This window comes from Pseudoflavonifractor capillosus, from assembly GCF_016902575.1.
GTDB lineage: Bacteria > Bacillota > Clostridia > Oscillospirales > Oscillospiraceae > Enterenecus > Enterenecus capillosus_A.
The window spans coordinates 1-23,717 of record NZ_JACSNZ010000028.1 but is presented as its reverse complement, the minus strand read 5'-3'; the positions used below and the strand labels follow the sequence as shown (position 1 = coordinate 23,717).

The following is a 23,717-nucleotide window of genomic DNA, read 5'->3' as shown; positions in this document are numbered from 1 at the left end:
TGGCGCGGAAGGAGGGATTTGAAGCCTCATCTTTTGTTGCGGCTCTAGGGATTCCGGCCTTTCTGTGTCGCAACTGTGTCGTTGAAAATCAGGGGCAGTACACTAGGTATGACGCAGGTGTCCGACTTGGACACATCAACCCAACAGCTGATTGACCTTGCTCTGGACAGCCTGTGGGTCGTACCCGGCGGCGGTCAGGCGGTTCTTACGGTCGGTGCCGTTGCCCCACTTGCCCTGGATCACCTCCTGGGCGATCTCTTCCACCGTCTTCTTGGCGGGCTGGGTGGGCTGAGTGCTGGCAGAGCCGGAGGTGACACCCAGCAGCTCATTGACCTTATTCTGCACCGCCTGGGCGTCATACCCGGCAGCAGTCAGCCGGTTGGAACGGTCGGTGCCGTTGCCCCACTTGCCCTGGATCACCTCCTGGGCGATCTCCTCCACCGTCTTCTTGGCGGGCTGGGCAGGCTGGGTGCTGGCAGAGCCAGAGGTGACACCCAGCAGCCCATTGACCTTATTCTGCACCGCCTGGGCGTCATACCCGGCAGCAGTCAGCCGATTGGCCCGGTCGGTGCCGTTGCTCCACTTGCCCTGGATCACCTCCTGGGCGATCTCCTCCACCGTCTTCTTGGCGGGCTGGGCAGGCTGGGTGCTGGCAGAGCCGGAGGTGACACCCAGCAGCTGGTTGACCCTATTCTGCACCGCCTGGGCATCGTACCCGGCAGCGGTGAGCCGGTTGGCCCGGTCGGTGCCATTGCCCCACTTGCCAGCAATGACTTCCTGGGCGATCTCCTCCACGGTCTTCTGATCAGCCGCAGGGACAGAGGTGTTGGGCTTGTCCTCCTGAGCACCCAGACGGGCATTAACCTCCTGGGCAATCCAGGGAAACTTGCTCTGCAGGTAAGGACCGGGGCAGGCAGTGGGCACAAACATATTGTGCCGGGTCAGGTTTCCAGTGTCGTCCCCAGTGTAGGTGAGCTTGTCAATGCCGTTGCGCTGGCAGATGTCCACACAAAGATCCACCAGGGAGGCCAGGGCTTCATCACTCACATGCCAGTCAGGTGCGCCGCCGTCGTTGGCAACCTCGATGTTAATCGCCTGGTTGTCGTTGTCGGGCCACGCAGTGCTCCACGCACGGTCTGCCTCATCCACATACTGCCCCACCCGGCCATCGGAGCCAATGCCATAGTTGGCACTCGCCTTCCGGCTCTGGAACACGTTTCCGCAGGTCTCGACGGACAAATTGCCAGCCATGTGATGGATGGTAATTTTCCGGATCTTGTCGTTGCGGGGGCTGGTGCGATGAGGGCTGATCTTGGTGTAGTTCACCAGTTTGCTATTGCTCATACCTGCACCCCCTCGACACTCTCCACGGCAATCAGTCCATTGTTGGTCAGCTCATAAACCGCCGCCTCAATCATGGCATCCAGCTTGTCCTCGTCAACGGCAATCCCGTGGCCGGCCAGCCAGGTCAGCACATAGGTCTTTTTCTTGTCTCCCTGGCCAGGGCCATTGTATACCTGTTCAGCGGCGGCCACGGCGATCTTGACCCAGGCGTTGATCTGGCTCTGCTGCTCCTTGGTAGTCTTGCTCTTGATGTAGGGTACCACAAAAGTGGTGATGATGGCAGCACACAGGCCAACGACGGCCTTGAGCACAGGGGTAAAATCAATCATGTATTATTCCTCCTCATATTCTGCAAGGATCTCACGATCCAGGTTTTTCTTGGCCTCCTCGGCCTTTTGTAGATTTTCCATAGCCTCCGCCAGCTCCCCGTTGGGGGGCGGTTTAGTCACAGCGTGGTTCAACCAGAATAGGCAGCGGCCATAGGCGTGGTGGAGTTGATCCTCCACCTGCTGCCGCCGCTTTCGGTGTGCCAGCCGGCGGGCGGCCTCCTCTTCCCCGGCCTCCAATTTGCGGTCGATGTACCGCCGCAGATAGGTCATAGCAAGTCCCACCACGCCGCTGCCGCCCGCCAGGGCCAGGACGACAGCGGCAAGGACTTCCTCCATGCTCACTCTCCCATCCTCCTTTTCGTGATACGAGCCAGACTCGGCCCAAGAACAGCGTCAAAGAGACGCTCCACCAGCTTACTCATAAGGCACACACCTCCTATGCAATTCGCTTCCACATGTAGCAGGTAATGTAGGGTTGCAGGTTATTGTGCGCGGCATTGCCACCGGAACCATCCGTGTATAAAGATTTGCCATAAGCATGCGATCCAAAATACCCATGCCCGAGATCAACAGTCATATTGTGACTGCCGGTGGGCGGATCCACATAGCTCACCAAACCTTGATTCTCTTTGTGGCTGTGCGTCGGCAGTTCATTCAAAGACAGTTTGTGCGTCTTTTCTCCACCAGTTTTCTCTACGGCGTTGAAGCTGCTGTCTCCAGTGTCAACACCAACAGGGACTCGTCCTGTGCCCCAAGGGACCCACGAACCACCGAAAACCATTCCAGGGTTGTTAGAGTTGACGGACATGTAAATGCTTCCGACCGGGTAGATGTAGTCCAGCAGTCCGGTGTTGGATAGATTTTCCCCGCTTTGAAGGGATATTCGATTTTGGTTGCCGAGCTCAAAAATGGTGTACGACTTCCCAGTCGACATGTTGGTTACAGTTACCGATATCAGCTTTCCAGGTGTCGCAGAAGAAAACTTGCACTCCCACTTAACAGTGAGATTTTGCTTGTCATTCATCATGTTCCGCACTAGGATTCTGTCTGTTCCTGTGATTTTACCGTCTTTGTAAATGTCGTACTTCTCAAAGTCAGCTTCGGTTGGAGTAACAGTTCCAACGAGGATATTCGTAATCCTTTCGCTATCGACATCGGTGTAATCGGTGTGCTTGTACGTTTTTTGGTTGGAAAAGATGACAACCCCACTATTCAGATCCCATTTACTAGCTCCGTTCGTGCTTTTGATGATGCCAGTTGCGAGGTATGTGGCGTTGATGTACAGTTTCCCGTCCTGCATATAAAGGCCCTGCAACTGTCCATTGTTGGTCAGCTTGTTGAAGATGTCCTCCTGGGTCTGCCCATCAATGGCGTCCTGGATCTCCTCGGCGGTGTCCTCCGGCGCAGGTGTCCAGTCAGTTGGGATGCTTCCCATCTCGAGCTTGGGGCGGGAAAGAGTGAAAGCCCAGCGCGAAGAGGACGGCTTCATGTGCGCACTCATAACAACCTTAAGTCCGATAAGGTTGTAATAACCATCTGGTGAAGTGATTTTATCAGTGGAAAAAACACGTGTTCCAGCGGATTCCGGGGTGTAGTATATATCAGGAAAATAGTCTACCTTTACACTCTCCAATGTATCGGGGTTTTGCCATGTTCCAACAGCCTTTACGCCAAACACCTTATCACCGATGTACCCGAGACCTCCGCCAACATCCGACAAGACGGAAAGTGTCATGGTCTTTCCGGCGAGTGCGCCGTAATTTGCCACAGAAAACTCAGTATCAACAGGGATGCTGTCAATCGACGTTAGAATGTATGTTACGTCAGAGTTCAGAATATAATTCCGAACACCTAGACTGTCCAGATCAACAGCCCCCTGTGCGATCTCCTCCACCGTCTTTCCCTTGATGGTCAGAGAGGATGCCATCATGTCCAGGGTCCCAGCATCCAGGTCCAGGACAAAGGTCTTGCCATCCTTGCTGGATAGCACACCCGTCTTGATGATATTGGCCACCAGGGTACCAATATCCACAAAGTCAGCATTGATGTGGCCGTCCTGGGTGATGGCCGTGCGGTACGGCCCGTTATAGCCGGTGGCAGAGTGGCCAAAGCCACCATTGTTCCACCGCCACACGTTCTGTGCCTCGGTCAGGCTCTGCTGATCCAGGCTGCACAGCTCGCTCCAGTTACCTGCCCCATCAAAGATGGGCACCATGTAGCCCTTGCCGTTGGTGATCCATTTGGTGGCGTTTGCGATGGCCTGCTGGAGATCAGACTGGGTGGGCCGCTGCTGGATCTCCTGGCCCTGGCTGATGATGGTATCGGTCAGGGTACTTTTGGCGTCGCCCAGCTCCACCTCGTTGTACCGCTCCCGCAGGACATCCGTCTCAATGCGGATCACCTTGGCCTTGGCATCCACGCCCAGGGCCTCGTATTGTACGGTGACCGTGTCGCATAAGTCCACCTTTTCCAGCAGCCGGAGATCCTCATAGCCCATGGCCTGCTCCAGCTGGACAAAGGAGACCGTGATGCTTACCTTGGGCACCCCAATCTGGTTGGCCACCACATAGCTCTCCGCCCGGGCCTTGAGCTGATCCTGGGTAGGAGCCTCGTCAAAGTCCGCAGAAAAGTCCACCGGGATCACCCTGGTAAAATCATAGGTGCCAGGGGCTTGGATAATGGGCGGATCACACACCACCAGGTTTTCCCCGGTGATGTCGTTCCAGTAGGGATAAATGCCAGTGACCACGTTGGAGATATTTCGGTCCTGCTCCAGATCGTTGAGGTTTTTCCCGTACCGGATCACCACACCATTGTCCCGGCCACGCTCCTGGTGGAGCTTCACCGTGTAGCCATCCCACTCGTACTCTCCTCCGTACACGTCCAGGATGCTACCAGTCTGGCCACCCAGAACAGAGCGAGAAGCTGAGGGCACCTTGACAGACCACTCCGCCACCGCGGACTTGTCCGTCCAGAAGGAAAAGGGGCTGGGAATGGCTGCGTTGCCCTGCAAGGCCACCATGGCCGCCGCTGCGCTGCCGGCGGAGCAGGGATTGAGGGGAATACCCAGCAGGTCATAGGAGATGTGCTGGGCGTAAAAGGTCACCTTGCCGCCCATGGGTTTGGTGTGCCGGTAGATGCGGAATGGCTGAGGATCGCGGTACGGGCTGGGAATGGCGTAGATCTGGCACCGGTCCTGGATCTCGGCGAAGTGGACGCCGATCATGGGATAGACCAGCTCAAGCTCATAGATGCCATTGCGCTCCTCGGTGACCATACAGGAGATGGCTGCACTTAGGGCACCCAGGCCCTGGGTGGTAAAATCCGTCGCATCCGACGGAAATAGAATTGGGATCATATGGTCCACCACCTTGGAGTGATTTGCACGGCGGTGATGCCGCCGGAGTAGGTGACGGTGGTCTCCCCCATCCCCAAGACAGGGAAGTCACCGGACACCTTGATGTTGTTGTTCTTGTTGATGGTGCCGTCATAGGCGTTTTGTACATCACAGTCGATGGTGAGCCCGCCGTCCATCTCCAGGATGGTGATGGTGCTGCTGCCCACCCGCAGCTCCCCGGCCCCGGTCCCCGTGATCTGGATGAGCGGCTTGGCGGGCATCCAGTCATTGGTGAGAACCTGTCCAGAGGTCACACCCACCGGGGTCTCCCCCGCCTTGAGCCACCGCTGGGGCTGGCAGGTAAAGACCAGCTCCATTTCGGCGGAGAGGTTGAGGAAGCGGGTGTCGAAGTCCAGCGGGCCGGAGAAGTAGCCCAGGCGGTAGCTGTCCGGGTGGTAGTCGTCCTCAATGCGCCGCCACCCTGGGCGGCCCAGGAGGTAGAGCCGGGCCTGGGCGGCATAGGCGGGGAATTTTTGCCGGATAAAGGCGGGATAGGGCACGGAGATGGGCTCCAGGCGGTCCATAGTCTGGAGCAACTCACCGTGCCGCCCCGGGACGGTGGAAGTCTCCACCTCCCAGGCCGGGGCGTTATAGGTGTTTTCTCCGCTGACATAGATGCCAAAGTCTTTGAGGCTCTTTCCATCAATGATGAGGTTATGCACGATACACCGCCGCCTTCTGCTGGTATTTGGTCTCCATCCGGGCCTCTACGATGTCCGCCAGCTCGTTGATGTCCTGGCCTGGTGCGCCGTAGATGTACATATTGATGCCGCCCACGTTGGTGGTCTTTTGCTGGCTGGTGAGGGGCTGCACCATGGCCCGGTTGCCCATCATGGTCAGCAGCTCCGGCCCGGCTTCGCCCACAACGGCGGAGCCCTGGGAGAGGATGCCGCCCTTGGCCAGGTATGGGATTTTGCCAATGGTGCCAATGTTGATGCCAAAGGACTTTCCTCCCAAGCCTGCAGGAAGCCAGCTGGGCAGGCTAAAGCTGATCTTGTTGAGTCCGCCAATGAGCCAGTTAATTCCACCAATGACCCCATTGAGCAGCCCAATAATTCCGTTGATGGGCGCCTTTACAATGGCCGTCAAGCCATTAAATATACCGCTAAAGATACTTTTCACGCCGTTCCATGCCCGCTCCCAGTCGCCAGTGAACACACCCCGGATAAAGTCAATCACACCATCAAAGATCTGTTTGACTGCGTTCCAGATGTTTTTGACGTTGGCGAAAAAGGCGTTGAGTGCATCCCCAAGGCCAGGGCCGAAGATCTTCGTCCAGTCTGTGAGGAAGATACCCTGGAGGAAGTCATCCACCTTCTGGAGAATGGCCTGGATTTCGTCGCCCTTGGTGGCGATGAGAACAACCAACGCCACAACCGCCGCAGAAATCAAGAATATTGGGTTCGTAAGCAATCCGATTGCACTGGACAGCTTTGGGAATGTTTCCGCTGCTGTTGTAACTCCCGTTGCCACAGATGTAAGATCACTGATAAATGCTGACAATTTCAACGCAATGAGTCCAGCCGCAATTCCCGATATGATTGCCAACGTTTCCTCTTTGTGCCCCACAAGAAATAGAATGATATTCGATATAGCATCAAACACCCTGGTAATCATTTCAGCCAATGCGTTGTAATCAACACCGTTGGTCACATCCAACATCGTCTGCAGGAGTTCGTTCCCGCCCTCTTTGATGGATGTCATGACTGGCGACACACGCTCTCCAACTTCCGACATAGTATATGCGTAGTCGAGTTGGGCATCATTTGCATTGACAATGTCTTTATTGTTCTGATACCAGGCATCTCCAATATCTTTGAGACCCTGGTCAGCCATTGCCTGCATGATGATGTTGGCCCGCTCCGCCTCCGTGGAGGCATCCTGCAATGCTAGGTTAAAGAAGTCCTCTGCCGTCTCTGCATTTTGCACGGCTTCATTCCACTCTTTGTTCGCCTCAGTGTTGGCCTTCAGGGTGACACCAAAGTTTTCCCCCTCTTTAGAACCCCAGTTCAGCACATCCGCAAAAGCCCCGGTTACCTGACCGGCTTTCACAGTCTCATTGATGGACTCAGCCAGTCCATCAATGGGGATGCTATCACCGTATTTTGCCCAGGCACCCACCGACAGTGCGAGCATATCGTTGAGATCTTTCTGGGATAACCCAATGGCCTGGAGGTTTGCCGTTGTTGTCGCTGCGGTCTGGGTATCTCCCAGCGCCCAATACGCCTGGTATAAAATTTCGTTCATGGCATCAGGGGCATACCCTGCCGCTGCGCTGGATGTCTCCAGTGTACCTATGGTCTTACGAAATTCTTGGGTTTCCTCTACTGCGTTGGAAACAGCCCCAACGATACCCTTAGCCCCCTCAATGATGGCCTCTGCCTTTAGGTAATCTCCGAAATTAGAAGCCTGCTTTCCGGCATTTTCCAGAGCATCCCCGGCATTTTTTGCGGCGCTCTCAACATCTCTTACCGGCTGGGCGTCAATGCGTTTCAGTGCCTCCCGAGCTTCTTTGGCACTAGTACGCACATCCGTGATCTTTGACGGATCAATGTTGTAAATCTGGGTGTTGGTATCTTTCGCCGCATTTTCCAGCTTTCCCAGCTCATTCTTTGTTGAAATGATCTCCCGTTGCAGAGCATCATACTGCTGCTGGGAAACCTCTCCCCGCTTAAACTGATCCTGCACCTGCTTCTCAGCGGTTTTTAGAGTATCTAGCTTGGTCTTGGTCTCCCCTACGGCCTCCGCAAGGAGCCGCTGCTTTTGCTCCAGCAGCGTGGTATTCGTGGGGTCCAGCTTGAGCAGCCGCTCCACGTCCCTCAGTTGCGCCTGGGTGTTTTTGATTTCCTTGTTTGTCCCGGATAGGGCCTTGTTGAGGCCGGTGGTATCGCCGCCCAGGACTACGGTGATGCCTTTAATACGATCTGCCATATGTCACCCCCCAAACATGCGATCAATGTCCGCCTGAGTGGCCTTGTAGGGGTATTGCTCATGGTCGTTGGCCTGCTCAATGAGCATATCGTACACCATGCCCATGGTCATCCCCTCCAGGGCCTCATCGGACAAGTGGAGCTCCGCACAGCGGAGCATAAACGTGGCCCCCGTCTCCTCCCGGACGGTGGGCCTTATACGTTTTTTGGGCTGGACGTGGTGTGCTGCCCGGCCTCCCAGAGCGCCAGGATCTCGGGCAGGATCTCGTAGATGGAAAAGACACCGAAGCCCTCCAGCCACTCCTCGGGGGTGCTGGGAATGGTGGGATCATAGTGGCGGGCCATGATGTAGGCCACGTCCTCGAAGATCTCCAGGTCCAGCACCGAGAGCTGGGCATCCTGGGTGGCATCCTGGTACGCCTCCAGATCCAGGAGGTACTGGGCCACGGTCTCATCGTCTGCATCCGCTGCCGGCTCCACCGGGGCCACAGCGTTGGCCGCCTTGAGGGCCTTGGTAAAGGACTTGCGCAGGGTGTTGAGATCTCGCACAATGTCCCGGCCCATCTTGTGCCGGTAGAGGCGGGGCACCAGGGCCGAAGCCCGGAACCCCACCTCCTTCCCGCCAATGGTGAGAATCTTAGTCATCCAGCAGCCTCCTCATAGACCTCGCTGAACCACTCGTTTTTGACCTGGGAGGTGGTCTCGTCGGTGGTACGAGCCAGCACCTTGCCATTCTCCAGCGGCACCGCAGAAACGGTAAAGGACTGGGGCTGAGGCTCTTTTGTGCTCTCGTTGGTCTTGCTGCTGATGCCGGGTCGAGTGCCGGAGCAGTTGTACAGACAGTACCGCCGGCCATTCACGTCACCGTCGATCTCAAAGAGCAGGGCAAACGCCTTGGGCTCCACGGTGGCGTTCTCGATGAGCACGTTGTCTGTCTCGGTCTTGGTGTAGCCCCAGATGTCCATGAGCATCTGATCCGGGATCAGGGCCATCTCCAGAGCACCCTCGTAGCCGTTGTTGGAACTGGACTGCCAATAGACGATGCCATCAGCATAGAACTTGGTCAGCTCTCCCTGCTGATCCAGGCTGAGGCTGACAGCGCCGGGCACCTTGACAGGAGTCCCCCAGGCGGGGGTGGCTCCGGTGGCAGTCATGGGCGCATAGTGCACATTTTTCAGATTGAATTGGACTTTGTCAGTCGTTCCTGCCATTGTTACACCTCAATTTCATAAAGGATTTGGAAGCACTTTTCGTCCTCCAGGTAGGTCTCTGTTTTGATAAAGGGGATATTGTTCAGCACGGCTTCCACCGCCCGCTCCACATCCGGTGACTTGACCTTGGTATAAAGTTCAACCATGTAAATCCCCGATCCCCAATACGCTTCTCCATCAGCATAAAATACATTGCTATCGTCATACAGGTAGCAAATGAAAGGAAGCGCAGGGGCATCCCCAATCGGAAAGGCATTGTAGGCCACAGGCAGTCCAGAGGTTTCCAACAGCTTTCCAAGTTCTTCTGTGGTCATTCTTCTTTCACCTCTCGAATGTACCGTTTGATTTTAGTTTCAAGTCTTGCAATCGCATTTTTCTCAGCTGGCGCAATGTGCGGTTTCCCTTGCACACGTCCTCCATTCACCTTTGCATGACCTTTTTCCAACAAGTGGGTCAACCTATAGTCAGGCTTTTTAGAATAAACAACCATATCAAAACGACGACTTCCCTTCAAAGATCTGTCTCGTTTGTATGCCCAACTTTTCTTATAGTCGCCTGTGGCTCCTTCAGGAGAAGTAACATTCAATTCCTGGACTGTCTCTTTTGCTGTCTCCTTTACAGCTTTTGTCATGATGTCGATGGTGACATCCCGATAGGCTTCTAGTGTCCGGACAACCTCCAAAGACATTTTGTCAATGTCAATTCGTCTGGCCATCAGACGCCCACCTTCCTCTCCAGATACAGCTCGATGTGCTCCGAGTTTTCCGGGCGGTAGGTGCGGTACACAGAGTACCGCTTAGCGCTCTCCCCCGCTCCGATCATCACCACCGGCTGGTCTGCATAGTCCAGCGCATACACGATGGCCACCAGCTGGGGCTGGAGTCCATGCTGGCCGGCTGCTGCCCACTCAGCACGGGAGACGCTCTTGAGTTTGGCCCACACCGGGGACGGAGTACCATCCTTGGGAATACGCTGGCCCAGGCTGTCCGTCTCGAAGGTTTGGGCAATGAGATAGATCTGCTCATCCACCGCCGTCCACCTCCTTGGGAAGCAAGGCCAGCACGCTTTTGAGCTTCTCATAAGAGCGCTCATACTGCGCCGCCTTGCCCATGTAGTCATACCGCCACTTGCAATACTGCCGGATGGCCTCATCACTCAAGGCGTTATCCACGCCCACCGGCATGCCGGCGCTCTGGAGGTCCAGCACGGCAGCAGCAATGGTAGCCTGGACCTCCTGATCCAGGACAGCGTGGCTCATGCGCAGTGCTGTCTTAATGTCTTGGACACTGACCATGTGGCCTCCTTTCCGGGAGGGCGGCGCTCAGGCCGCCCTCCCTTGTGTCCAAGTTGGACACATTAAGCTTTTGTCAACTTGGCAAAGGCAGAGTTCTGGCCAATCTTGACGTCAAAGACCGCCACACCCAGATACTTGTTGGAGTTGCTGTCGATGTCGTACCCCTTGCGGACGGTGACATTTTCAGACATAGCACCAATAGCCTTGGACAGGTCGCCGGCCAGCACGGTATTATCCGCTACGTTATCGTCCGGCAGCACCTCCACACCGTAGACACTGGCAGAGCCGCCGTCAAAGCGGACGATGCTGGACTTGCTGTTGTCCTGCAGGGGGAGCAGCTTGGTATAAAGTGTCTTGCGGTTGCAGATCACAGCCACACCAATGCCTTTGACCGAGCCCAGGAGCGCCTGGACAGAGGCGGTGGTGATGTCAGAGCCGGCAGAACTGGCCGCCGCCACAATGGCGGCAATGATCTTCTCGTTGATCTTTCGGGCAATCGCCTCACCCAAATTCTTGGCCAGCCATGCCTCGAAAGCGTCCACACTCATGGTCCGGGTGGCCTCGCCAATCTGGATCAGCTTGACGATCTCCGCAGGTACCAGGGTGATCTTGGTCAGGGTGTCAGCAGCGGCAGAGATGGCCGCATTTTCGGTGTGGTCTTCGGCAGCATTGTTGGTGCCCTCCACATAGTAGGTCACAGTAGAGGGGCTGTAGATCACGGTCATCCGCTCCAGCAGGGGAGCGTGATCACGCACCACCTCCATGATGGCATTGGCCGTCATGGTGGCAATGGCGCCGTTGGCGGTGGTGTAGGCCCGCTTTTCCACGTCGGTCAGTTCCTGGCCCTGCAGGGAGCGCAGCCAGAGGGAGCGATACTCCGCAGACTCAGGGGTGTAGCTGCGCTTCTCGGGAAGGCCCTGGTCAAAGGTGCGGATCACAGTGCCGCCACCGGCGGACACCTCCCGCAGGATCTGGGCCCGGCGCTCGGCGGCCTGGGTGATCTGGGTACGCTCATCTTTGAGGCTGCGCACCTCAGCCTCCAGGGCGTCCAGATCTGCCCCGGGCTGCTCCAGCTCCTGAGCAATGGCGGACATACGAGCCTCGATGGCATCCAGGCGGTCATCCGCACCACCGGGCTGGCCCCAGTGGGTAATATTGCTGGGCTGGGCAAAAAACTGGATATTAACCTTGTTTCTGTACTTCACATTCATACCTCCATCAAAATTTTGATTTTTTTTGCTCTCCGCACGGCAGCCTCCGCTGCCAGCCGCTCCTGCCGTTCTGCCTCAATCACTCCGTCAAGCCAAGAACGTGCGGAAATATCGGTAGACGGGTTGGCGGGCAAAGACACCGCCGAGACGTCGTATACCTTCTTAATCCTCAAAATACGCCGGGTATGGGTGATCCGGTCGTAGGATTCCTCGGCCACAGTAAAGGCCCAGGACATCTTGGTAATGAGCTGGTTGCTGATCTCCTCATGGAGATTCCGGGCGGCCACACTCTTGGACAGGTCAGCGGCCACAAAGAGGCCCGCCCGGTCCGGCACGATTACCAGCGTCCCGTTGGACTGCCGGGCCAGCACACTCCCCCTGTGGTCATACTGCATAATCACGTCCGACATATCCGCTCCAACAAGGGCATTGCGGTCAATGACCTCCTTGTACTGCACACCGTCCTCCTCAAACAGCACATAGGGCTGGTCAAAGGTGGTGGCGTACCCCTCCACATAGTAGTCGGTGTCAATCCGCTTTCCCGCTGCCGTCGGCAGCAGCAGGCTCATGGCTCGGTATTCCCGGCCCGGCACCACTGGCATTTTCCTCTCCTCCTTCATTCAAAATCACGCCGTCCTCCCGGTTGAGGGCGGACACCTCGGCGTATTCACGCCGGATGTAATACTTTTTGGCGTCCGGCGTGCCGATGGGCGGCATCTGCAAAATCTCCATAGCCTCCTCGCCGTTGAGCAGGCCACGGTCGAAGAGATCCCGCACGGCGTTGAGCTTGTCCCCCATGGTCATGTGCTGGAGCCGGTTAGTGGAAAATGCAATCTGCTTTCCCTTGGCCACCTGGTCCATAGAGTAGGTCATATTGGTGTGGACAAGTCCCGCCTCAATGGCAAAGGGCTCCACCTGGCTCTCATAGTAGGCCGCCCACTGATCCGGGGTGTACTTGGCCTGCAAGATGGCGTCGTTCATGCCAAAGTAGTCAAAGACACTCTCCCGGATCTGCTCAGTCTGCTTGGCGTCCACGATGTAGGGCTGGGAGACGATCTGCTTGACGTTGGAGTATTTGGCGTCAAACATCATCACACCGCCGGAGTTGTCCGGTCCCAGGTTATCCGCCACCAGTCGCCGCTGCTCCTCCTTGATGGCCTCCGGCTTGAGCATCTGAGCCAGCTGGGCCAGGAAGCGAGGATTGCCGGAGGCCTTGACCCCGTTGATGATGCTCTGGTTCTGGGCGTGAATCAGTTCCATCACCGGCCGCAGGGCGGCATTGCTCTCCCCAAAGAAATCATCCCGGTACTGCATCTGGGTCATGATACCCAGCCGGGACAGCTCCACCGTGGCGATCTGGCCATAGGGGAAGGAAAAACGCATATACGGCACACCACCGGACTCCACCACCTGGGCCTGACTGGGGCGCACCGGGTAATACCCGGCCAGCCGCTCAATGCTGCCGTCCTCGTACACCGGCACGATAAAGGCGGTGTTTTCCGCCGCGTAGATGGTGGCCAGCCGGTACAGGTACTTCTTTGTGTCCTGCCACGGGTTGGGTCGGTAGTCCAGCACCCGCCCCATCTTGCCGGAGCCGGGCCCGGACACCACCGGTCTGAGCTTGGACACATGGGTGGCAAAGGTGTGGATGCAAGCCCGGGTCAGATACATCTCGTACAAGCCGCCGTCGAAGCTGGTGTACACCGGGGTGTAGCCGCCCAGGGTGCGGAACCAGGAGTACATCTCCCGCTCCGCTGCCTTTTTCGGGAACAGCTTTTCAAACAGTCCCACTCTCTCACCTCAGTTCAAATTGATATACAGGTCTTTCTTGTCCTGGAGCACCGTGTACCCGCACAGGAGGGCCACCGTGCCGTCGATCCTGCGCCGGGGGTCCAGGCTCTTCACCGGCTGGATGTTGCCGTTGGTGTCCGTCTTGACCTCGGTGTTGATGAGACACCACTTGTCAATGGGGTTGTTGTCGTACACCACAAGCCTGGCCTGGAAGTCCGCCCGCAGGTCCTTCATGGGCTGGGACAGCGTGTAAGGACCCTGCCGGATGGGCACCATGCAGTTGGGCCCGAACTCCGCCCGGAAATCCCTCAGCAGGGTATCATCCACATGCCAGGGGTCGTACCCGATGTACAGCACATAGAGGTCCTCCTTGTCCCGCAGCTCCTTGAACCACTCCAGGAATATCCGCTTGTCGCACTTGTTCCCTGGGCAGGTGCGCATGAGCCCTTGCTCCACCCACAGGGTGTACGGCACATTGTCCCGCTCCTGGCGGGTGCCCTTTTCCGCCTGTTTGTCCAGCACCGCCTGGGGGATCCAGTACATGGAGCGGACATAGATGTGCGGATCATCCGGGCGCATACACAGAGCCTTGGCGGCGTTGAGGTCGGTGGTGTCGGCGGCGTCAAACCCACCGATGCAGTAGTCAAACTTGATGGTAGCATCCGTGGTCCACATAGCCTCATTGTTGAGCTCCTCATAGAGCAGCCAAGCCGCCGTGGAGGTCTGGGGCAGGTTAAAGTCCTTGACTAGCACCGTTGGCTTAAAGCTGGGGTCATCCTTGGCTTTTTGCACCATCCCCCGCTGATACTCCAGGCTCTTGATGGTGCCAAGACCTGGATTTGCCTTGATCCAGCACTCCTCCTTGTCCCACTCCTCCGGGCTGTCCAGCTCGTAGAGGAATGGCAGGAACCGGGGATTGGTGGCCACGCCGTCCAGGATGTCGCAGGCATACTTATACTGGGCATCAAAGACACCGTTACGCACAAATCCGTTGGTGGTGATGGTGAAGATCAGGGGCTGAGATCTGGCGCCAGTGCCCTGTTTGATCAGGTCGTACAGGTCACGGTTTTTGATGGCTGCCAGCTCATCAATGGCCGCTCCATGGACGTCCAAGCCGTCCAGGCTGGTGGTGTTGGAGGCCAGGGCCTTGATAAGGCCAAGATTCATCGGGTTGTAGATATCCGCCACCCGGCGGCGCAGGTGCTTGTTGAGCAGCGGGGACAGCTGCACCATCTTTTTCACGGCATCATAGCCCAGCTTGGCCTGATCCATCTTGGTGGCCACGTTGTAGATCTGGGGGGATCCCTCCCCGTCATTGACCAGGAGATCGACCTCCACAGCGGCTGTCTCAGTGGTCTTGCCGTTTTTACGCCCCTCCAGGACCAAAGCCTCGTTGAAGCGACGCAGGCCGTCATCGTCCACGAACCCAAATATGGCCTCCAGCCTGGCCTTTTGGAACAGCTCCAGCTTGAGGGGCTGGCCCAGGCGGCCGGATGGGACCTTGCAAAACGTCTCGATAAAGTCCACATGGCGGCGGGCCATGTCATGGTCAAAGTGCCATTGGCCGGGGTTGTAGAGATCCTCCAGCAGGCGCTCACACACCTGCTTGATCCGCCGGCAGGCGTTGATCTTGCCGTCCAGGATGCTGGTGCAATAGAGCTCCAGATCTGTCACTTAGCGCCACCGCCTCGGCCCTGCTTGAGGAACTTGGTGAGGTCATCATCTGCCTGGGCCTGCTCCCCAAAAATCTCGTTGAGCTGCTTGATGCCGGAGATGTAGTTTTTCAGCAGAGCATTGTACACGTCCACCTCGGGGGACTTGCGAGTGCCCCACTGGTTTTCCCCGTTTTGATACTCGCTGACCACGCCTTTTTCTCGAATTTTGCCTTGAAGCTGAGATAATTGATCCTCGATGAAAACCAGGTTTTGAACCAAATGCAGGCCCTTGGCCTTCTGCTCATCACTGCCCCCATCGTAGATGGGCCAGAAGCGCCCCAGCTGTTTCTTGCTCACTTTTGCTATGACTACACCCCCCTCCCGCATCACGCTCGCTGTAATTTACCTCCACCCCATCGGTCCTCCGCTAGGGGGCCTCCGCCCCCGGGGATGGGGGGGAGGCCCCCTGGTCAAATGCGCCGCAAATCTACCGGCTGGCCGTCTGGGCCAAAGCGGGCCAGCGGCTTTTTGCCGTTGCCCACGCCGTGGCCCTCGTGGAGGTCGTGGCAGGCCTTGCACTCGTAGGACAGATTGGCCGGGTTGAGAGCCACCGCTGGGTCATTGATGTTTGCCGGGGTCAGATGCACCACATGGTGCACGATGTACCCCGGCTCCTCCCCGCAGCACTCGCACAGTCCACCGTCCTCCTGGACACGCTGGGCAATGTACGCCGCACGGCAGGCCTGCCATGCTTTGGACTTGTAGAATTTTCGGGCAAACTCTTGCACCTGGTCACCTCCTGGCCTGGCCCGATTGTCCCCGGGCTATCACCTCCGGGCAAAACAAAAAGCGCCCAAGCCATGACTCACTCCACGTTGGAGTAGATCAGGCTCAGGCGCTGGTCTCTTTGGACTCGGGCTCAGGCGCTTCGATGTTGAGTTTTGTGATATGCCCACAGCGTTTGCACTTGCAGGGCAGATCGTGGACGGTGGTGGTGGGCAGCAGCTTGATGAGCTTGCCCTTGTGGCACACCGGGCAAATTGCCCATCCGTCCTTTGAGACCATTGTAGCAGATTCCGTTTTCGGTTGCAACGACTTTTCCACCTTTCTCCTCATTGGTTGGTTTTTTATCCCTTGTTTCAAGGTCAAAAATTATTAGAGCTATTCCCTTTTCTTCCTCCGTCCCCGTGTGTAGGAGTAGCCTGGATTGGGTGCATCCTCATAGAGCAGATACCTTGCACCGATGCAGTCCGCAAACCCATACGGGTTTTTCTCAGCAAAGGATTGGTAGTCCACGGCTCCAGGTGGAGCCGCCAGAGTCACACTGTTGCTGGAGATCTCCTCATACTCCACCTCATACTTGGCCAGGTTACGAGATGCCCGCCAACTATGTTGCCCCGGCTTTGGCCTGCCATACTCCCGGGCCTCTTTGGTGAGATACTTGGCCAGCTCCCGATAATAGTGGACATCCACAGGCTCGGCCCGGACATACCCGCCACCGTGCCAGAGGCTCCGCACCTCCTCCACCCAATCCGGCCCCGTCCCATTGATGATCACATGATGGTGGATCCGCTTATCCTCCAACTCGCCATCCGTGCCAAGATACTCGTCCGCCTGCATCCCGTGGCTGCCCTCTGTACAATAGATGTACATGAGCACCTCGCCCCGTTTTCGCCGGGCCGCCCGCAGCCGCCGGAAGAATTTTTGCAAATCTTTGGCCGCTGCATCCTTATTCTCCGGCAAGTGAGCATCGTCATATGTAAATGTAATGACATAATCTTTCCCGGCAAAGTTGGCGGCAATGATCAGCTCCAACTCTCTCCAGCTGGTCTTGTGATTGTAAAAGGTCTTGGCCGCAGAGGTCGGGCGGCTTCTGGCCGCCCGTGGTTTTCGCCCTGACCTATCCGGCACCTGGCCGATCACCTCAATGTGAAGGAGACCGGCCCGTATATGTTTGATTGCCTTTGCCATTTTCCCTCCTAAAAAATTTTCAATATTTTCTATTTTCCCGTTGACATTTACACGATATCGTGGTATTATTATATCAGAAAGGAGGTCAAGACATTGAAGCAAAAAAAGAAAAGCGGCAACAAGAAAGTCAGCCCGGAAAGCAAACTCAATCTTGTTACCGCAATCCTAAATCTCGTAATAGCCCTCATACTTCTGTATGAAAAGCTAACGAGCTAGGGATGAAGTGGGTCTCCCCCTTCATCCTGTATGGTAACAGATTCGTTGCTCAATGTCAAAGTGTTATGGATGTTCTCCTCTATGTCTTGCTGGCTATCAGCATTACTCTTTCCGTCATTTCCATCTATTTATCCTTGAAGAATCGGAGGTAATCGCATGGGACCCAAATTCCTCTCAGTCGCAGAATGGTGCGCTATCCACGGGAAAGACCCCGGCAATGTCCGGCGGCTGATCCAGGCGGGACGCATCCCAGCCACCAAAGTGGGCCGGAGTTGGATCATCCAGGAGGATGTCCAGCCTCCCCCCGACAAACGAGTCAAGTCCGGAAAATACAAGGACTGGCGCAAATAACACCCTTCACTCCACCAGGGTAGTCCCCTGGTGGAGTTTTTCTTTGGATTGCGCAAGCAAATCCGTTGCTTGCGGAGACGTGTCCAAGTTGGACACAACTCCTCCCAACAGCTCTGTAGCTGTCAAAATAATGTTACACCCACGGGTCGCACAACTCCGATCATGTCCACATCCCTCACAGGCATCCGGCTGCACCCTGGTTGCCAGCGGAAGTAGAGCCCGGGCCACAGCGGCCCGCCGTTCATCGGTTAGAACGTCCAGGATAGGGGCATTCAGAGCGGCTGAAAATCTTTTTATTGTGTCTACTTTTGGAGTTCGAGCCCCGGTTTCATATTGACTTACCATGGAAGCAGAGACACCAAGCCGTCGTCCTAGCTCCTTTTGAGTTAGGCCACTGCTTTGCGGGCTTTCGTTATACGTTCGCCAATAGTCATAGCTTCAATCATCTCCGTTCACTTCCCCAGCACCATCACAGCATCCACCGTACACAAGGCAACGATGGCAGCGGCCCCCAGCCAGTCCCCGGCGGCGATCTGGGCCGGGGTGACGCAGATCACAGCCATCACACACAGGGCCAAAAGGGCCCGCCGGCCCCAGCGGGGCCGGCTAAACTCAGACGTGTCCAAGTTGGACACGTATCGCACTGTTTCCTTATGTCCCATTTTTAGAAATCCCCCTCAATGCCTGTTCGGCTGCTTCACGAGTTGCATATGCGTCGCTCCATCTTTCAGCGTTCACTAAGCCCTCCACCGTGTCTATGAGTTGCACAGACACGAAAGGGCAGCTTCCATCCGGGCGCACCCATGTTCTGTATATGGTAGAACCCATACCGAACTTGAAAACCACGCACCGCCCGTCCCGTTTGGCCTCCAGCAGTTCACGCAGCTTCTCCAGGTCATAGTCGTCTCCCAGGATGTCCTCGATTTTCCCCAGTCTGTCAACTACATTATCGAGATTATGGCAACTATCGCAATTTTGCTTGTTGCACATCTCACTGCACCGCATGTAATAGCCATCTTGTTTTTTGGCATGCTGCTCTGTCAGCCGTTCCATACTCACACCTCTTTCCGCTCCCATGTGATCCAATCAGGCAAGCTCTTGGCAAGCATCCAGGCCATCGGGCGGAAGTTGATCTCCATAGCCGCATCTGCCGGCTCCCAGTGATCGTCCTGCCACCACACAAGATTCCCGCCGCTGACCTTCCCGGTGTAGATAGCCCAGTAGTAGCCGTTGGTGGTTGGCTTGCCTGTCTGCCACTGGCCGTCCTGGTGAGACTGCCCAGGGTGGACTTCATCCGTCAATCCCATGATATAATCCACAGAGCACCCGAGCGTTTCAGCCGCCTTGGCAAAGCGTTCCACATCACCCTGTCCAAACTCCCAGCCACTCAGCTGGGTGTCCCCAAAATCACCTGCTGCAAATTTGCGCAAATCTTTGACGCTCCACGAGCTTCCATATCTGCCCAGTTCCACCTCACAATTCCCAGCGGCACCGGACAAATCTGCCGCCTTGACCAGCCGGGAAGCAATCCCCTGTGCCTCCTCCCGGCGTTCAGCCTGCACTTTCTCTTCCCGGCTGAGGGCCGTGGCCTTGGCATCATCCCGCTTCTCTTTACGGACAGCCTTTGCCTTGCTGCACATCCGATCACAGGCATAATAATCCGCTTTGGCCCGTGAACACTCCAAACAACACTTCTCTCCCCGACACATATCGTGCCAATTCTCACAATCATGCCGGAGAAACGCATCCCCACGGGTACAGGCTTTTCCATTCGGGCAAGTCAATGACGGTTCCCATCTGGCCCCGTTTTTGTATGCTGTGGTCAACTGCTCCACCACACTCGCCACAGGGTACCCCTTGGTTGCCCCAAATATTCTGCGCTGGAAATCCTGCGGCAACTTGGCAAGGCTATACGCCACCTGCTCAGGCAGCTTGTCCTGGTTGAACAGCTCCATGTACTCTGAGCACAGACGGGCATTGATTACCTTAAGCCGTGCCAGCTTGCTCTCTGACACCTGGCAGGCCTCCGCCACTTGGGCCCGCATCCGCCCCGGGAAGCTGTACCCCTCCTCTTTGAGCTGGTACAACAGCTGCTCCATGCGCTGAGCTTGGCGCATCACCTCCGCAGAGGTCAGCACCCGGGCGGTGGAGTTGGCCATGATGAGCTGAAGCTCGGCCAAAGCTGGGCTCTTGTATGTCTTGACCAGGCAAGGCACCCGGCGCAGATCCTCCCGGCCATCCTCCTCCACCAGCTTGCGGATCGCCGCCCGGCGCCGGTGGCCGGAGAGCACCGTATACCGGCCACCCTCTCCCGGGATCACCACAATGGGCTGTTGCAAGCCGTCCATGGCGATACTGTCCGCCAATGTGTCCAACTTGGACACATCCACGGTGTAGAAGTTAGCCTCATGTGCGTCCAGCTGGTCAATGTCTATGTACTGGAGCTGAGGCTCTGAATTTGTGTCCAAGTTGGACACCTGCTGATTGAGAGAAGCCACAAACCCTCCAACATCAAGCTTCGGTCTCGCCATGATCCGGCACCTCCCCGAAAATCTCTTTGGCCAATAGTCTATAATCTTTTGTTGCAGCACTGGTGGCCGAATAATCCACAACAGGATTTTTCGCCACTGTGCTTTCTGGGACCTTCTCGGTGCGCCGGATCGTTTGGGCAAATACCGGCATATCCCACTTTCTTAGTTCCATCTCTGCCTTTGTGACAAGCTCTGTGTTACGCCACTGCGTTATAAGCACTCCGCTCACCGAGAGATCCGGATTGACCTTTCGCATGGAATCCAGCTGTGGGCGTAGCTTAGAAAGCCCTTCAATGGCAAACCCATCCACTGTCAGCGGGATAATCACTTCTTTTGCCGCTGACAGTGCGGCAATACTGGCAGATGTAAACCCGGGAGGACAATCAAACAACACCACGTCCACCTCGTCATCCTCCTCGACTGCCTCCAGAAAGTCCCGAAAAGCCATCACATTGGGCGGGCCTTGAATATATGCCGTCAGATCCAGCTGCCACAGATCGGTGGTTGCCGGCAACAAATACAGATATGGCGAAACATTGATCACACAATCAATCCAGCAGGACTCCCCCTGCTTTTGGAGAAGGTCGGCAACATTGACGTACTCCGCACCCTTTACCCCGTAAAATTCCGTGGTGTTACACTGTGGGTCACAATCCACCAATAGCACCCGCTTTTTATAGTCATGGGTCAAAATGTGGGCCAGGTTGATGACGGTGGTTGTCTTTCCAACCCCGCCTTTCATGTTCATAACAGCTATTGCTTTCATGACAAAGCTCCTTTACGGTCTGAATTTATAACTTTCTCTGATGATGTGGCCATTGACTTCGCCCTCCACGGTAAAGTGGCGGTGCGGCCAGTTGATGGCAATGATCCGGCCACGGATCTGGACCGGCACACGGTATCTCTTCTGCGTCCCATCCCTGGTGAGTTCACTAAACGCAGACGGGACAAATGTCTTGGTGTCTCCAATTTTCATGCGCTCACCCCTTCAACCCGCTCCACTTGATACGGTGGATTTTGTGCCCGCTCCCACGATGCCACAGTACTTTTGGAATAATTCAACCGCTCTCCAACTTCTTTTCTTGTCCCTTCCATGACAAAATTCCCTTTTCTGTCATAAACCCTCACTCTGATAGTCTTTCCTGCTCCGCCTGGTAAGCTTGGTATTCCAAGGGCCCGGCGTGTGTAAAAGACTTCCTTGACATCAAGGCGCAGACAATTCGCAATGTCCGGGTCTGACATTCCGTCTCTCTTGAGTTTCTCAATCTTGTGTGCGATCTCAATATTCACAGCAATCACTCCTTGATCGGGCACCAGGCTGGGACGTAAGGCCGAAGCCTATTGATGCCCATGTCATATCCACAGCAAGGTCCAGGGGCATAGCAGCGGTAGCACGTGCGCCCCTTCCCTCGGGGTTCCCCCCTCAGATGTTCGCACCCTTCACAGGTACGAGTGAAGTCGGCTAAACACTGCTTTTCCGTGGCTTGTCCCTCCCATCATTCGGCTATCCCTGCTGGGCTAAAAATTGATCCAGCCAGGCCTCCTGCTTTTTGATCCTGTCGGCCGTCGGCGTGTAGTCTGGCTGCTTTTTCCCTGGCGGTACTCCGGCGGCCTTACTGGCCTCCCGCTTTTGGTCTAGTGCATCCCAGTCCGCCAGGCATTTCACCCCGGCGGACAGCTTGTCCCTCAGGATTGCCCGTATGTAGTTCCACGAGGTCTTTTTGCTGTCCAGAGCAATGTCAAAGGCCCTCTTGCACACGGCGGCGCCCATGGCGTTGGCGTATGTGGACAGCTCATCCAGGCTGTACTGTGAGGCCGAAGCATTGACCCGGTTGAGATAATCCGCCACCACTTCGGCAGCGGCGCTGGTGGGCACAGGTGCGCCTTCTTGTTCTTGTCCTTGACCTTGTCCTTGTCCTTGACCTTGTCCTTGTCCTTGACCTTGTCCTTGACCATAGCTTTTCTTGGTTTCATCAAAACCAACTGGGTTTTCTGGGTTTTCGCAATCGTCAGAGATACCGCCCTGGTTATCATGGTTATCAGGTGACACGCTCGGTTTTTTTGCTTTTGGAGGACGGCCACCCTTTTTCCCGTTTTCACGGCTGGCAGCCGTGGCGGCCTCCTGGGCCTGCAAGGATTCGTCAATGTCCCGCTTGATGGCAGGCCAGACAAACCGCTCCACCCCAGTAAAGGCAGGGTCCTCCTGTGTTTCACGGTATTTCATCATGGACCGCACCAGACGGCCCACTTCTTCATCACTGTACGGCTCGAAATAGCTGGTGTAGCTGATCCAGAGCTTGACATATTCCTTTTTCTCAGCCATAGTCACACCCCTTCAAAAAGTGGTGCAAACATATTGCAATTTGCTGAGATTGTGGTACAATAGCATTGATAGGTTTTCAATGCTTTGCATTGCGCCCCGGTGGATGTTGCCGCATCCGCCGGGGATTTTTTATTTCTCGACATTCTCATGTCCTCCCAATAATTGAACCCGCTTCTTGTTTACCTTTCCCCTGTGTGGTAAAATTTTCTTCCAGAAAGGGGGTGACTAAAATGGTTCAGAACGAAATCGCACTGCAGCTTGCTCTCAAGGTATTGGAACACAAGAGTATTGACATCGATGATTACTCTCCTGCAAGTTGGGGTCTTGCCGTCAGCCAGCTGTACAACGAGATTTACAAGAACCTTGACCTTTCCATGGAATAACGCCAGTCATTTGATAACCTGGTAAAGGTCCTTCAATGCTTGAATCTTGTAGACTACAAACTCCACTTGTGCCTGCGATACGCCGTCCTTATCGAGCAGCTCCACCTGCTTGGTCAGGGCGGCTATCGTTTTCTTTTGCAACTTCATAACTTCCTGCATAACTCCCATCTGTTTCACCCCCCCCTCATGACAGCCACGACGCCAGGGACGTCTTTGGCACATAGATAAAGCGCCCAATCTTTCTGGCCGGGAAGTCTTTGCGCTTCTGCAAAGTACGATGGTCCAGGCCCAGGAAGCTGGACACAGCCAGCAACGGGATCAGCTCCGCTTCCGGGAACTTTTCATCCAGCCGGGCCAGATTGTCCCGGAACAGTTCTTTCTCTCTTGCCATGGTCAATCCTCCCTTTTGGCGCACACAACCACCATGGATGCGGCAGTGATGGCCTTAATCTTTTGCACAACACGGTCAAAGCGGTCCCGCTCTTCCGGCGAGATGACTCCGTCCCGTGCTATGTCGATCAGCTCCCGATCCAGCCGATCATCGGCAAAGTCGTAGATGGCATCCACCAGCGTGAGCACCGCCTCCGGTAGTCGCATGGCATCCACCTCGGGGATCAATTCCCGGGCGGCCTGGGCAGAGTTACGCAGATGCTGCACCGCCAAGATCTGCGTGTTATACACAGTCACCATGCTGTCCACCAATCCATTGGAGGGCATACGCACCCCGGACTCGTAGTCCGCCAAAGATCGTGTGGAAATGTCCAGCAGCTCCGCTGCACG

At 56.0% G+C, this 23,717-nt stretch carries 33 protein-coding genes and 1 pseudogene; 2 read left to right on the top strand and 32 right to left on the bottom strand.

What is annotated here, in order from left to right:
* Positions 1–135 precede the first annotated feature (135 nt).
* The 21 genes from H9X86_RS08790 to H9X86_RS08690 form a co-directional block, all read right to left on the bottom strand.
* Positions 136–1,344, bottom strand: coding sequence for an N-acetylmuramoyl-L-alanine amidase (locus H9X86_RS08790; protein WP_243416902.1), 1,209 nt, complete (start codon positions 1,342–1,344; stop codon positions 136–138).
* Positions 1,341–1,673 (bottom strand): phage holin, LLH family, encoded by a 333-nt coding sequence (locus tag H9X86_RS08785; RefSeq protein WP_204901164.1) that lies wholly within the window; start codon positions 1,671–1,673, stop codon positions 1,341–1,343. The genes H9X86_RS08790 and H9X86_RS08785 overlap by 4 nt, the downstream gene beginning before the upstream one ends.
* 3 nt (positions 1,674–1,676) lie before the next feature.
* Positions 1,677–2,015 carry a hypothetical protein gene (locus H9X86_RS08780; protein WP_204901163.1) on the bottom strand — a complete coding sequence of 113 codons (339 nt, stop codon included), beginning with the start codon at positions 2,013–2,015 and terminating at the stop codon, positions 1,677–1,679.
* A 94-nt stretch (positions 2,016–2,109) separates the two neighbouring features.
* Positions 2,110–5,031, bottom strand: coding sequence for a phage tail spike protein (locus tag H9X86_RS08775; protein WP_204901162.1), 2,922 nt, complete (start codon positions 5,029–5,031; stop codon positions 2,110–2,112).
* Complete coding sequence (locus tag H9X86_RS08770) at positions 5,028–5,732, bottom strand: hypothetical protein (RefSeq protein WP_204901161.1); 705 nt, start codon at positions 5,730–5,732, stop codon at positions 5,028–5,030. Before H9X86_RS08770 ends, H9X86_RS08775 begins: the two co-directional genes overlap by 4 nt.
* Entirely contained in the window at positions 5,725–8,001 is a 2,277-nt protein-coding gene (locus H9X86_RS08765; protein ID WP_204901160.1) for a phage tail tape measure protein, read from the bottom strand. The genes H9X86_RS08770 and H9X86_RS08765 overlap by 8 nt, the downstream gene beginning before the upstream one ends.
* Before the next feature lie 3 nt (positions 8,002–8,004).
* A complete protein-coding gene (locus H9X86_RS08760) occupies positions 8,005–8,160 on the bottom strand; it encodes a hypothetical protein (RefSeq protein ID WP_204901159.1) in 156 nt (51 codons plus the stop codon).
* A gap of 35 nt (positions 8,161–8,195) precedes the next feature.
* Positions 8,196–8,645, bottom strand: coding sequence for a hypothetical protein (locus H9X86_RS08755; RefSeq protein WP_204901158.1), 450 nt, complete (start codon positions 8,643–8,645; stop codon positions 8,196–8,198).
* Positions 8,642–9,211: a major tail protein gene (locus H9X86_RS08750; protein WP_204901157.1), complete on the bottom strand. Its 570-nt coding sequence runs from the start codon at positions 9,209–9,211 to the stop codon at positions 8,642–8,644. The genes H9X86_RS08755 and H9X86_RS08750 overlap by 4 nt, the downstream gene beginning before the upstream one ends.
* 2 nt (positions 9,212–9,213) lie before the next feature.
* On the bottom strand, positions 9,214–9,525 hold the full coding sequence (locus tag H9X86_RS08745) for a hypothetical protein (RefSeq protein ID WP_204901156.1): 312 nt from the start codon (positions 9,523–9,525) through the stop codon (positions 9,214–9,216).
* Positions 9,522–9,926 (bottom strand): HK97 gp10 family phage protein, encoded by a 405-nt coding sequence (locus H9X86_RS08740; RefSeq protein WP_204901155.1) that lies wholly within the window; start codon positions 9,924–9,926, stop codon positions 9,522–9,524. Before H9X86_RS08740 ends, H9X86_RS08745 begins: the two co-directional genes overlap by 4 nt.
* Entirely contained in the window at positions 9,926–10,240 is a 315-nt protein-coding gene (locus tag H9X86_RS08735) for a phage head closure protein (RefSeq protein ID WP_204901154.1), read from the bottom strand. Before H9X86_RS08735 ends, H9X86_RS08740 begins: the two co-directional genes overlap by 1 nt.
* Positions 10,233–10,505: a hypothetical protein gene (locus tag H9X86_RS08730; RefSeq protein ID WP_204901153.1), complete on the bottom strand. Its 273-nt coding sequence runs from the start codon at positions 10,503–10,505 to the stop codon at positions 10,233–10,235. The genes H9X86_RS08735 and H9X86_RS08730 overlap by 8 nt, the downstream gene beginning before the upstream one ends.
* A gap of 62 nt (positions 10,506–10,567) precedes the next feature.
* Positions 10,568–11,710, bottom strand: a complete 1,143-nt coding sequence (locus tag H9X86_RS08725; RefSeq protein ID WP_204901152.1) for a phage major capsid protein — start codon at positions 11,708–11,710, stop codon at positions 10,568–10,570.
* Positions 11,711–11,712: 2 nt separating this feature from the next.
* Positions 11,713–12,318, bottom strand: a complete 606-nt coding sequence (locus H9X86_RS08720) for an HK97 family phage prohead protease (protein ID WP_204901151.1) — start codon at positions 12,316–12,318, stop codon at positions 11,713–11,715.
* A complete protein-coding gene (locus H9X86_RS08715; protein WP_204901150.1) occupies positions 12,245–13,507 on the bottom strand; it encodes a phage portal protein in 1,263 nt (420 codons plus the stop codon). The genes H9X86_RS08720 and H9X86_RS08715 overlap by 74 nt, the downstream gene beginning before the upstream one ends.
* Positions 13,508–13,516: 9 nt before the next feature.
* Positions 13,517–15,181, bottom strand: a complete 1,665-nt coding sequence (locus H9X86_RS08710) for a terminase large subunit domain-containing protein (RefSeq protein WP_204901149.1) — start codon at positions 15,179–15,181, stop codon at positions 13,517–13,519.
* Positions 15,178–15,519 carry a hypothetical protein gene (locus tag H9X86_RS08705; protein WP_204901148.1) on the bottom strand — a complete coding sequence of 114 codons (342 nt, stop codon included), beginning with the start codon at positions 15,517–15,519 and terminating at the stop codon, positions 15,178–15,180. Before H9X86_RS08705 ends, H9X86_RS08710 begins: the two co-directional genes overlap by 4 nt.
* 113 nt (positions 15,520–15,632) lie before the next feature.
* Complete coding sequence (locus H9X86_RS08700) at positions 15,633–15,950, bottom strand: hypothetical protein (protein WP_204901147.1); 318 nt, start codon at positions 15,948–15,950, stop codon at positions 15,633–15,635.
* Positions 15,951–16,053: 103 nt separating this feature from the next.
* Positions 16,054–16,266: a hypothetical protein gene (locus H9X86_RS08695; RefSeq protein WP_204901146.1), complete on the bottom strand. Its 213-nt coding sequence runs from the start codon at positions 16,264–16,266 to the stop codon at positions 16,054–16,056.
* Positions 16,267–16,323: 57 nt separating this feature from the next.
* Positions 16,324–17,133, bottom strand: coding sequence for a rolling circle replication-associated protein (locus tag H9X86_RS08690; protein ID WP_204901145.1), 810 nt, complete (start codon positions 17,131–17,133; stop codon positions 16,324–16,326).
* 372 nt (positions 17,134–17,505) lie between these two features.
* Here H9X86_RS08690 and H9X86_RS08685 point away from each other — a divergent pair, with 372 nt between their 5' ends.
* Positions 17,506–17,700 (top strand): helix-turn-helix domain-containing protein, encoded by a 195-nt coding sequence (locus H9X86_RS08685; RefSeq protein ID WP_204901144.1) that lies wholly within the window; start codon positions 17,506–17,508, stop codon positions 17,698–17,700.
* Between the two features lie 6 nt (positions 17,701–17,706).
* Here H9X86_RS08685 and H9X86_RS13020 read toward each other — a convergent pair.
* The 8 genes and pseudogenes from H9X86_RS13020 to H9X86_RS08645 form a co-directional block, all read right to left on the bottom strand.
* Positions 17,707–18,087, bottom strand: a pseudogene (locus H9X86_RS13020) (helix-turn-helix domain-containing protein); the annotation flags it as partial.
* A 65-nt stretch (positions 18,088–18,152) separates the two neighbouring features.
* Positions 18,153–18,362 carry a hypothetical protein gene (locus H9X86_RS08675; protein ID WP_204901143.1) on the bottom strand — a complete coding sequence of 70 codons (210 nt, stop codon included), beginning with the start codon at positions 18,360–18,362 and terminating at the stop codon, positions 18,153–18,155.
* Positions 18,352–18,753 (bottom strand): hypothetical protein, encoded by a 402-nt coding sequence (locus H9X86_RS08670; protein ID WP_204901142.1) that lies wholly within the window; start codon positions 18,751–18,753, stop codon positions 18,352–18,354. Before H9X86_RS08670 ends, H9X86_RS08675 begins: the two co-directional genes overlap by 11 nt.
* 2 nt (positions 18,754–18,755) lie before the next feature.
* Complete coding sequence (locus tag H9X86_RS08665; protein ID WP_204901141.1) at positions 18,756–20,231, bottom strand: ParB/RepB/Spo0J family partition protein; 1,476 nt, start codon at positions 20,229–20,231, stop codon at positions 18,756–18,758.
* Positions 20,212–20,997 carry a ParA family protein gene (locus H9X86_RS08660; RefSeq protein ID WP_243416900.1) on the bottom strand — a complete coding sequence of 262 codons (786 nt, stop codon included), beginning with the start codon at positions 20,995–20,997 and terminating at the stop codon, positions 20,212–20,214. Before H9X86_RS08660 ends, H9X86_RS08665 begins: the two co-directional genes overlap by 20 nt.
* A gap of 12 nt (positions 20,998–21,009) precedes the next feature.
* Positions 21,010–21,207 carry a hypothetical protein gene (locus H9X86_RS08655; RefSeq protein WP_204901140.1) on the bottom strand — a complete coding sequence of 66 codons (198 nt, stop codon included), beginning with the start codon at positions 21,205–21,207 and terminating at the stop codon, positions 21,010–21,012.
* Entirely contained in the window at positions 21,204–21,521 is a 318-nt protein-coding gene (locus H9X86_RS08650; RefSeq protein WP_204901139.1) for a hypothetical protein, read from the bottom strand. Before H9X86_RS08650 ends, H9X86_RS08655 begins: the two co-directional genes overlap by 4 nt.
* Before the next feature lie 214 nt (positions 21,522–21,735).
* Positions 21,736–22,554 (bottom strand): DUF6291 domain-containing protein, encoded by an 819-nt coding sequence (locus H9X86_RS08645; protein WP_204901138.1) that lies wholly within the window; start codon positions 22,552–22,554, stop codon positions 21,736–21,738.
* A gap of 230 nt (positions 22,555–22,784) precedes the next feature.
* On the opposite strand from H9X86_RS08645, the gene H9X86_RS08640 reads away from it, so the two are divergent.
* On the top strand, positions 22,785–22,937 hold the full coding sequence (locus tag H9X86_RS08640) for a hypothetical protein (RefSeq protein WP_204901137.1): 153 nt from the start codon (positions 22,785–22,787) through the stop codon (positions 22,935–22,937).
* Between the two features lie 6 nt (positions 22,938–22,943).
* Here the strand turns inward: H9X86_RS08640 and H9X86_RS08635 are convergent, their stop codons facing one another.
* The 3 genes from H9X86_RS08635 to H9X86_RS08625 form a co-directional block, all read right to left on the bottom strand.
* Positions 22,944–23,114, bottom strand: coding sequence for a hypothetical protein (locus H9X86_RS08635; protein WP_204901136.1), 171 nt, complete (start codon positions 23,112–23,114; stop codon positions 22,944–22,946).
* Positions 23,115–23,121: 7 nt separating this feature from the next.
* A complete protein-coding gene (locus tag H9X86_RS08630) occupies positions 23,122–23,328 on the bottom strand; it encodes a helix-turn-helix domain-containing protein (protein WP_204901135.1) in 207 nt (68 codons plus the stop codon).
* Between the two features lie 2 nt (positions 23,329–23,330).
* Positions 23,331–23,717 (bottom strand): XRE family transcriptional regulator (locus tag H9X86_RS08625; RefSeq protein WP_204901134.1); only part of this gene is annotated, 387 nt, incomplete at its 5' end.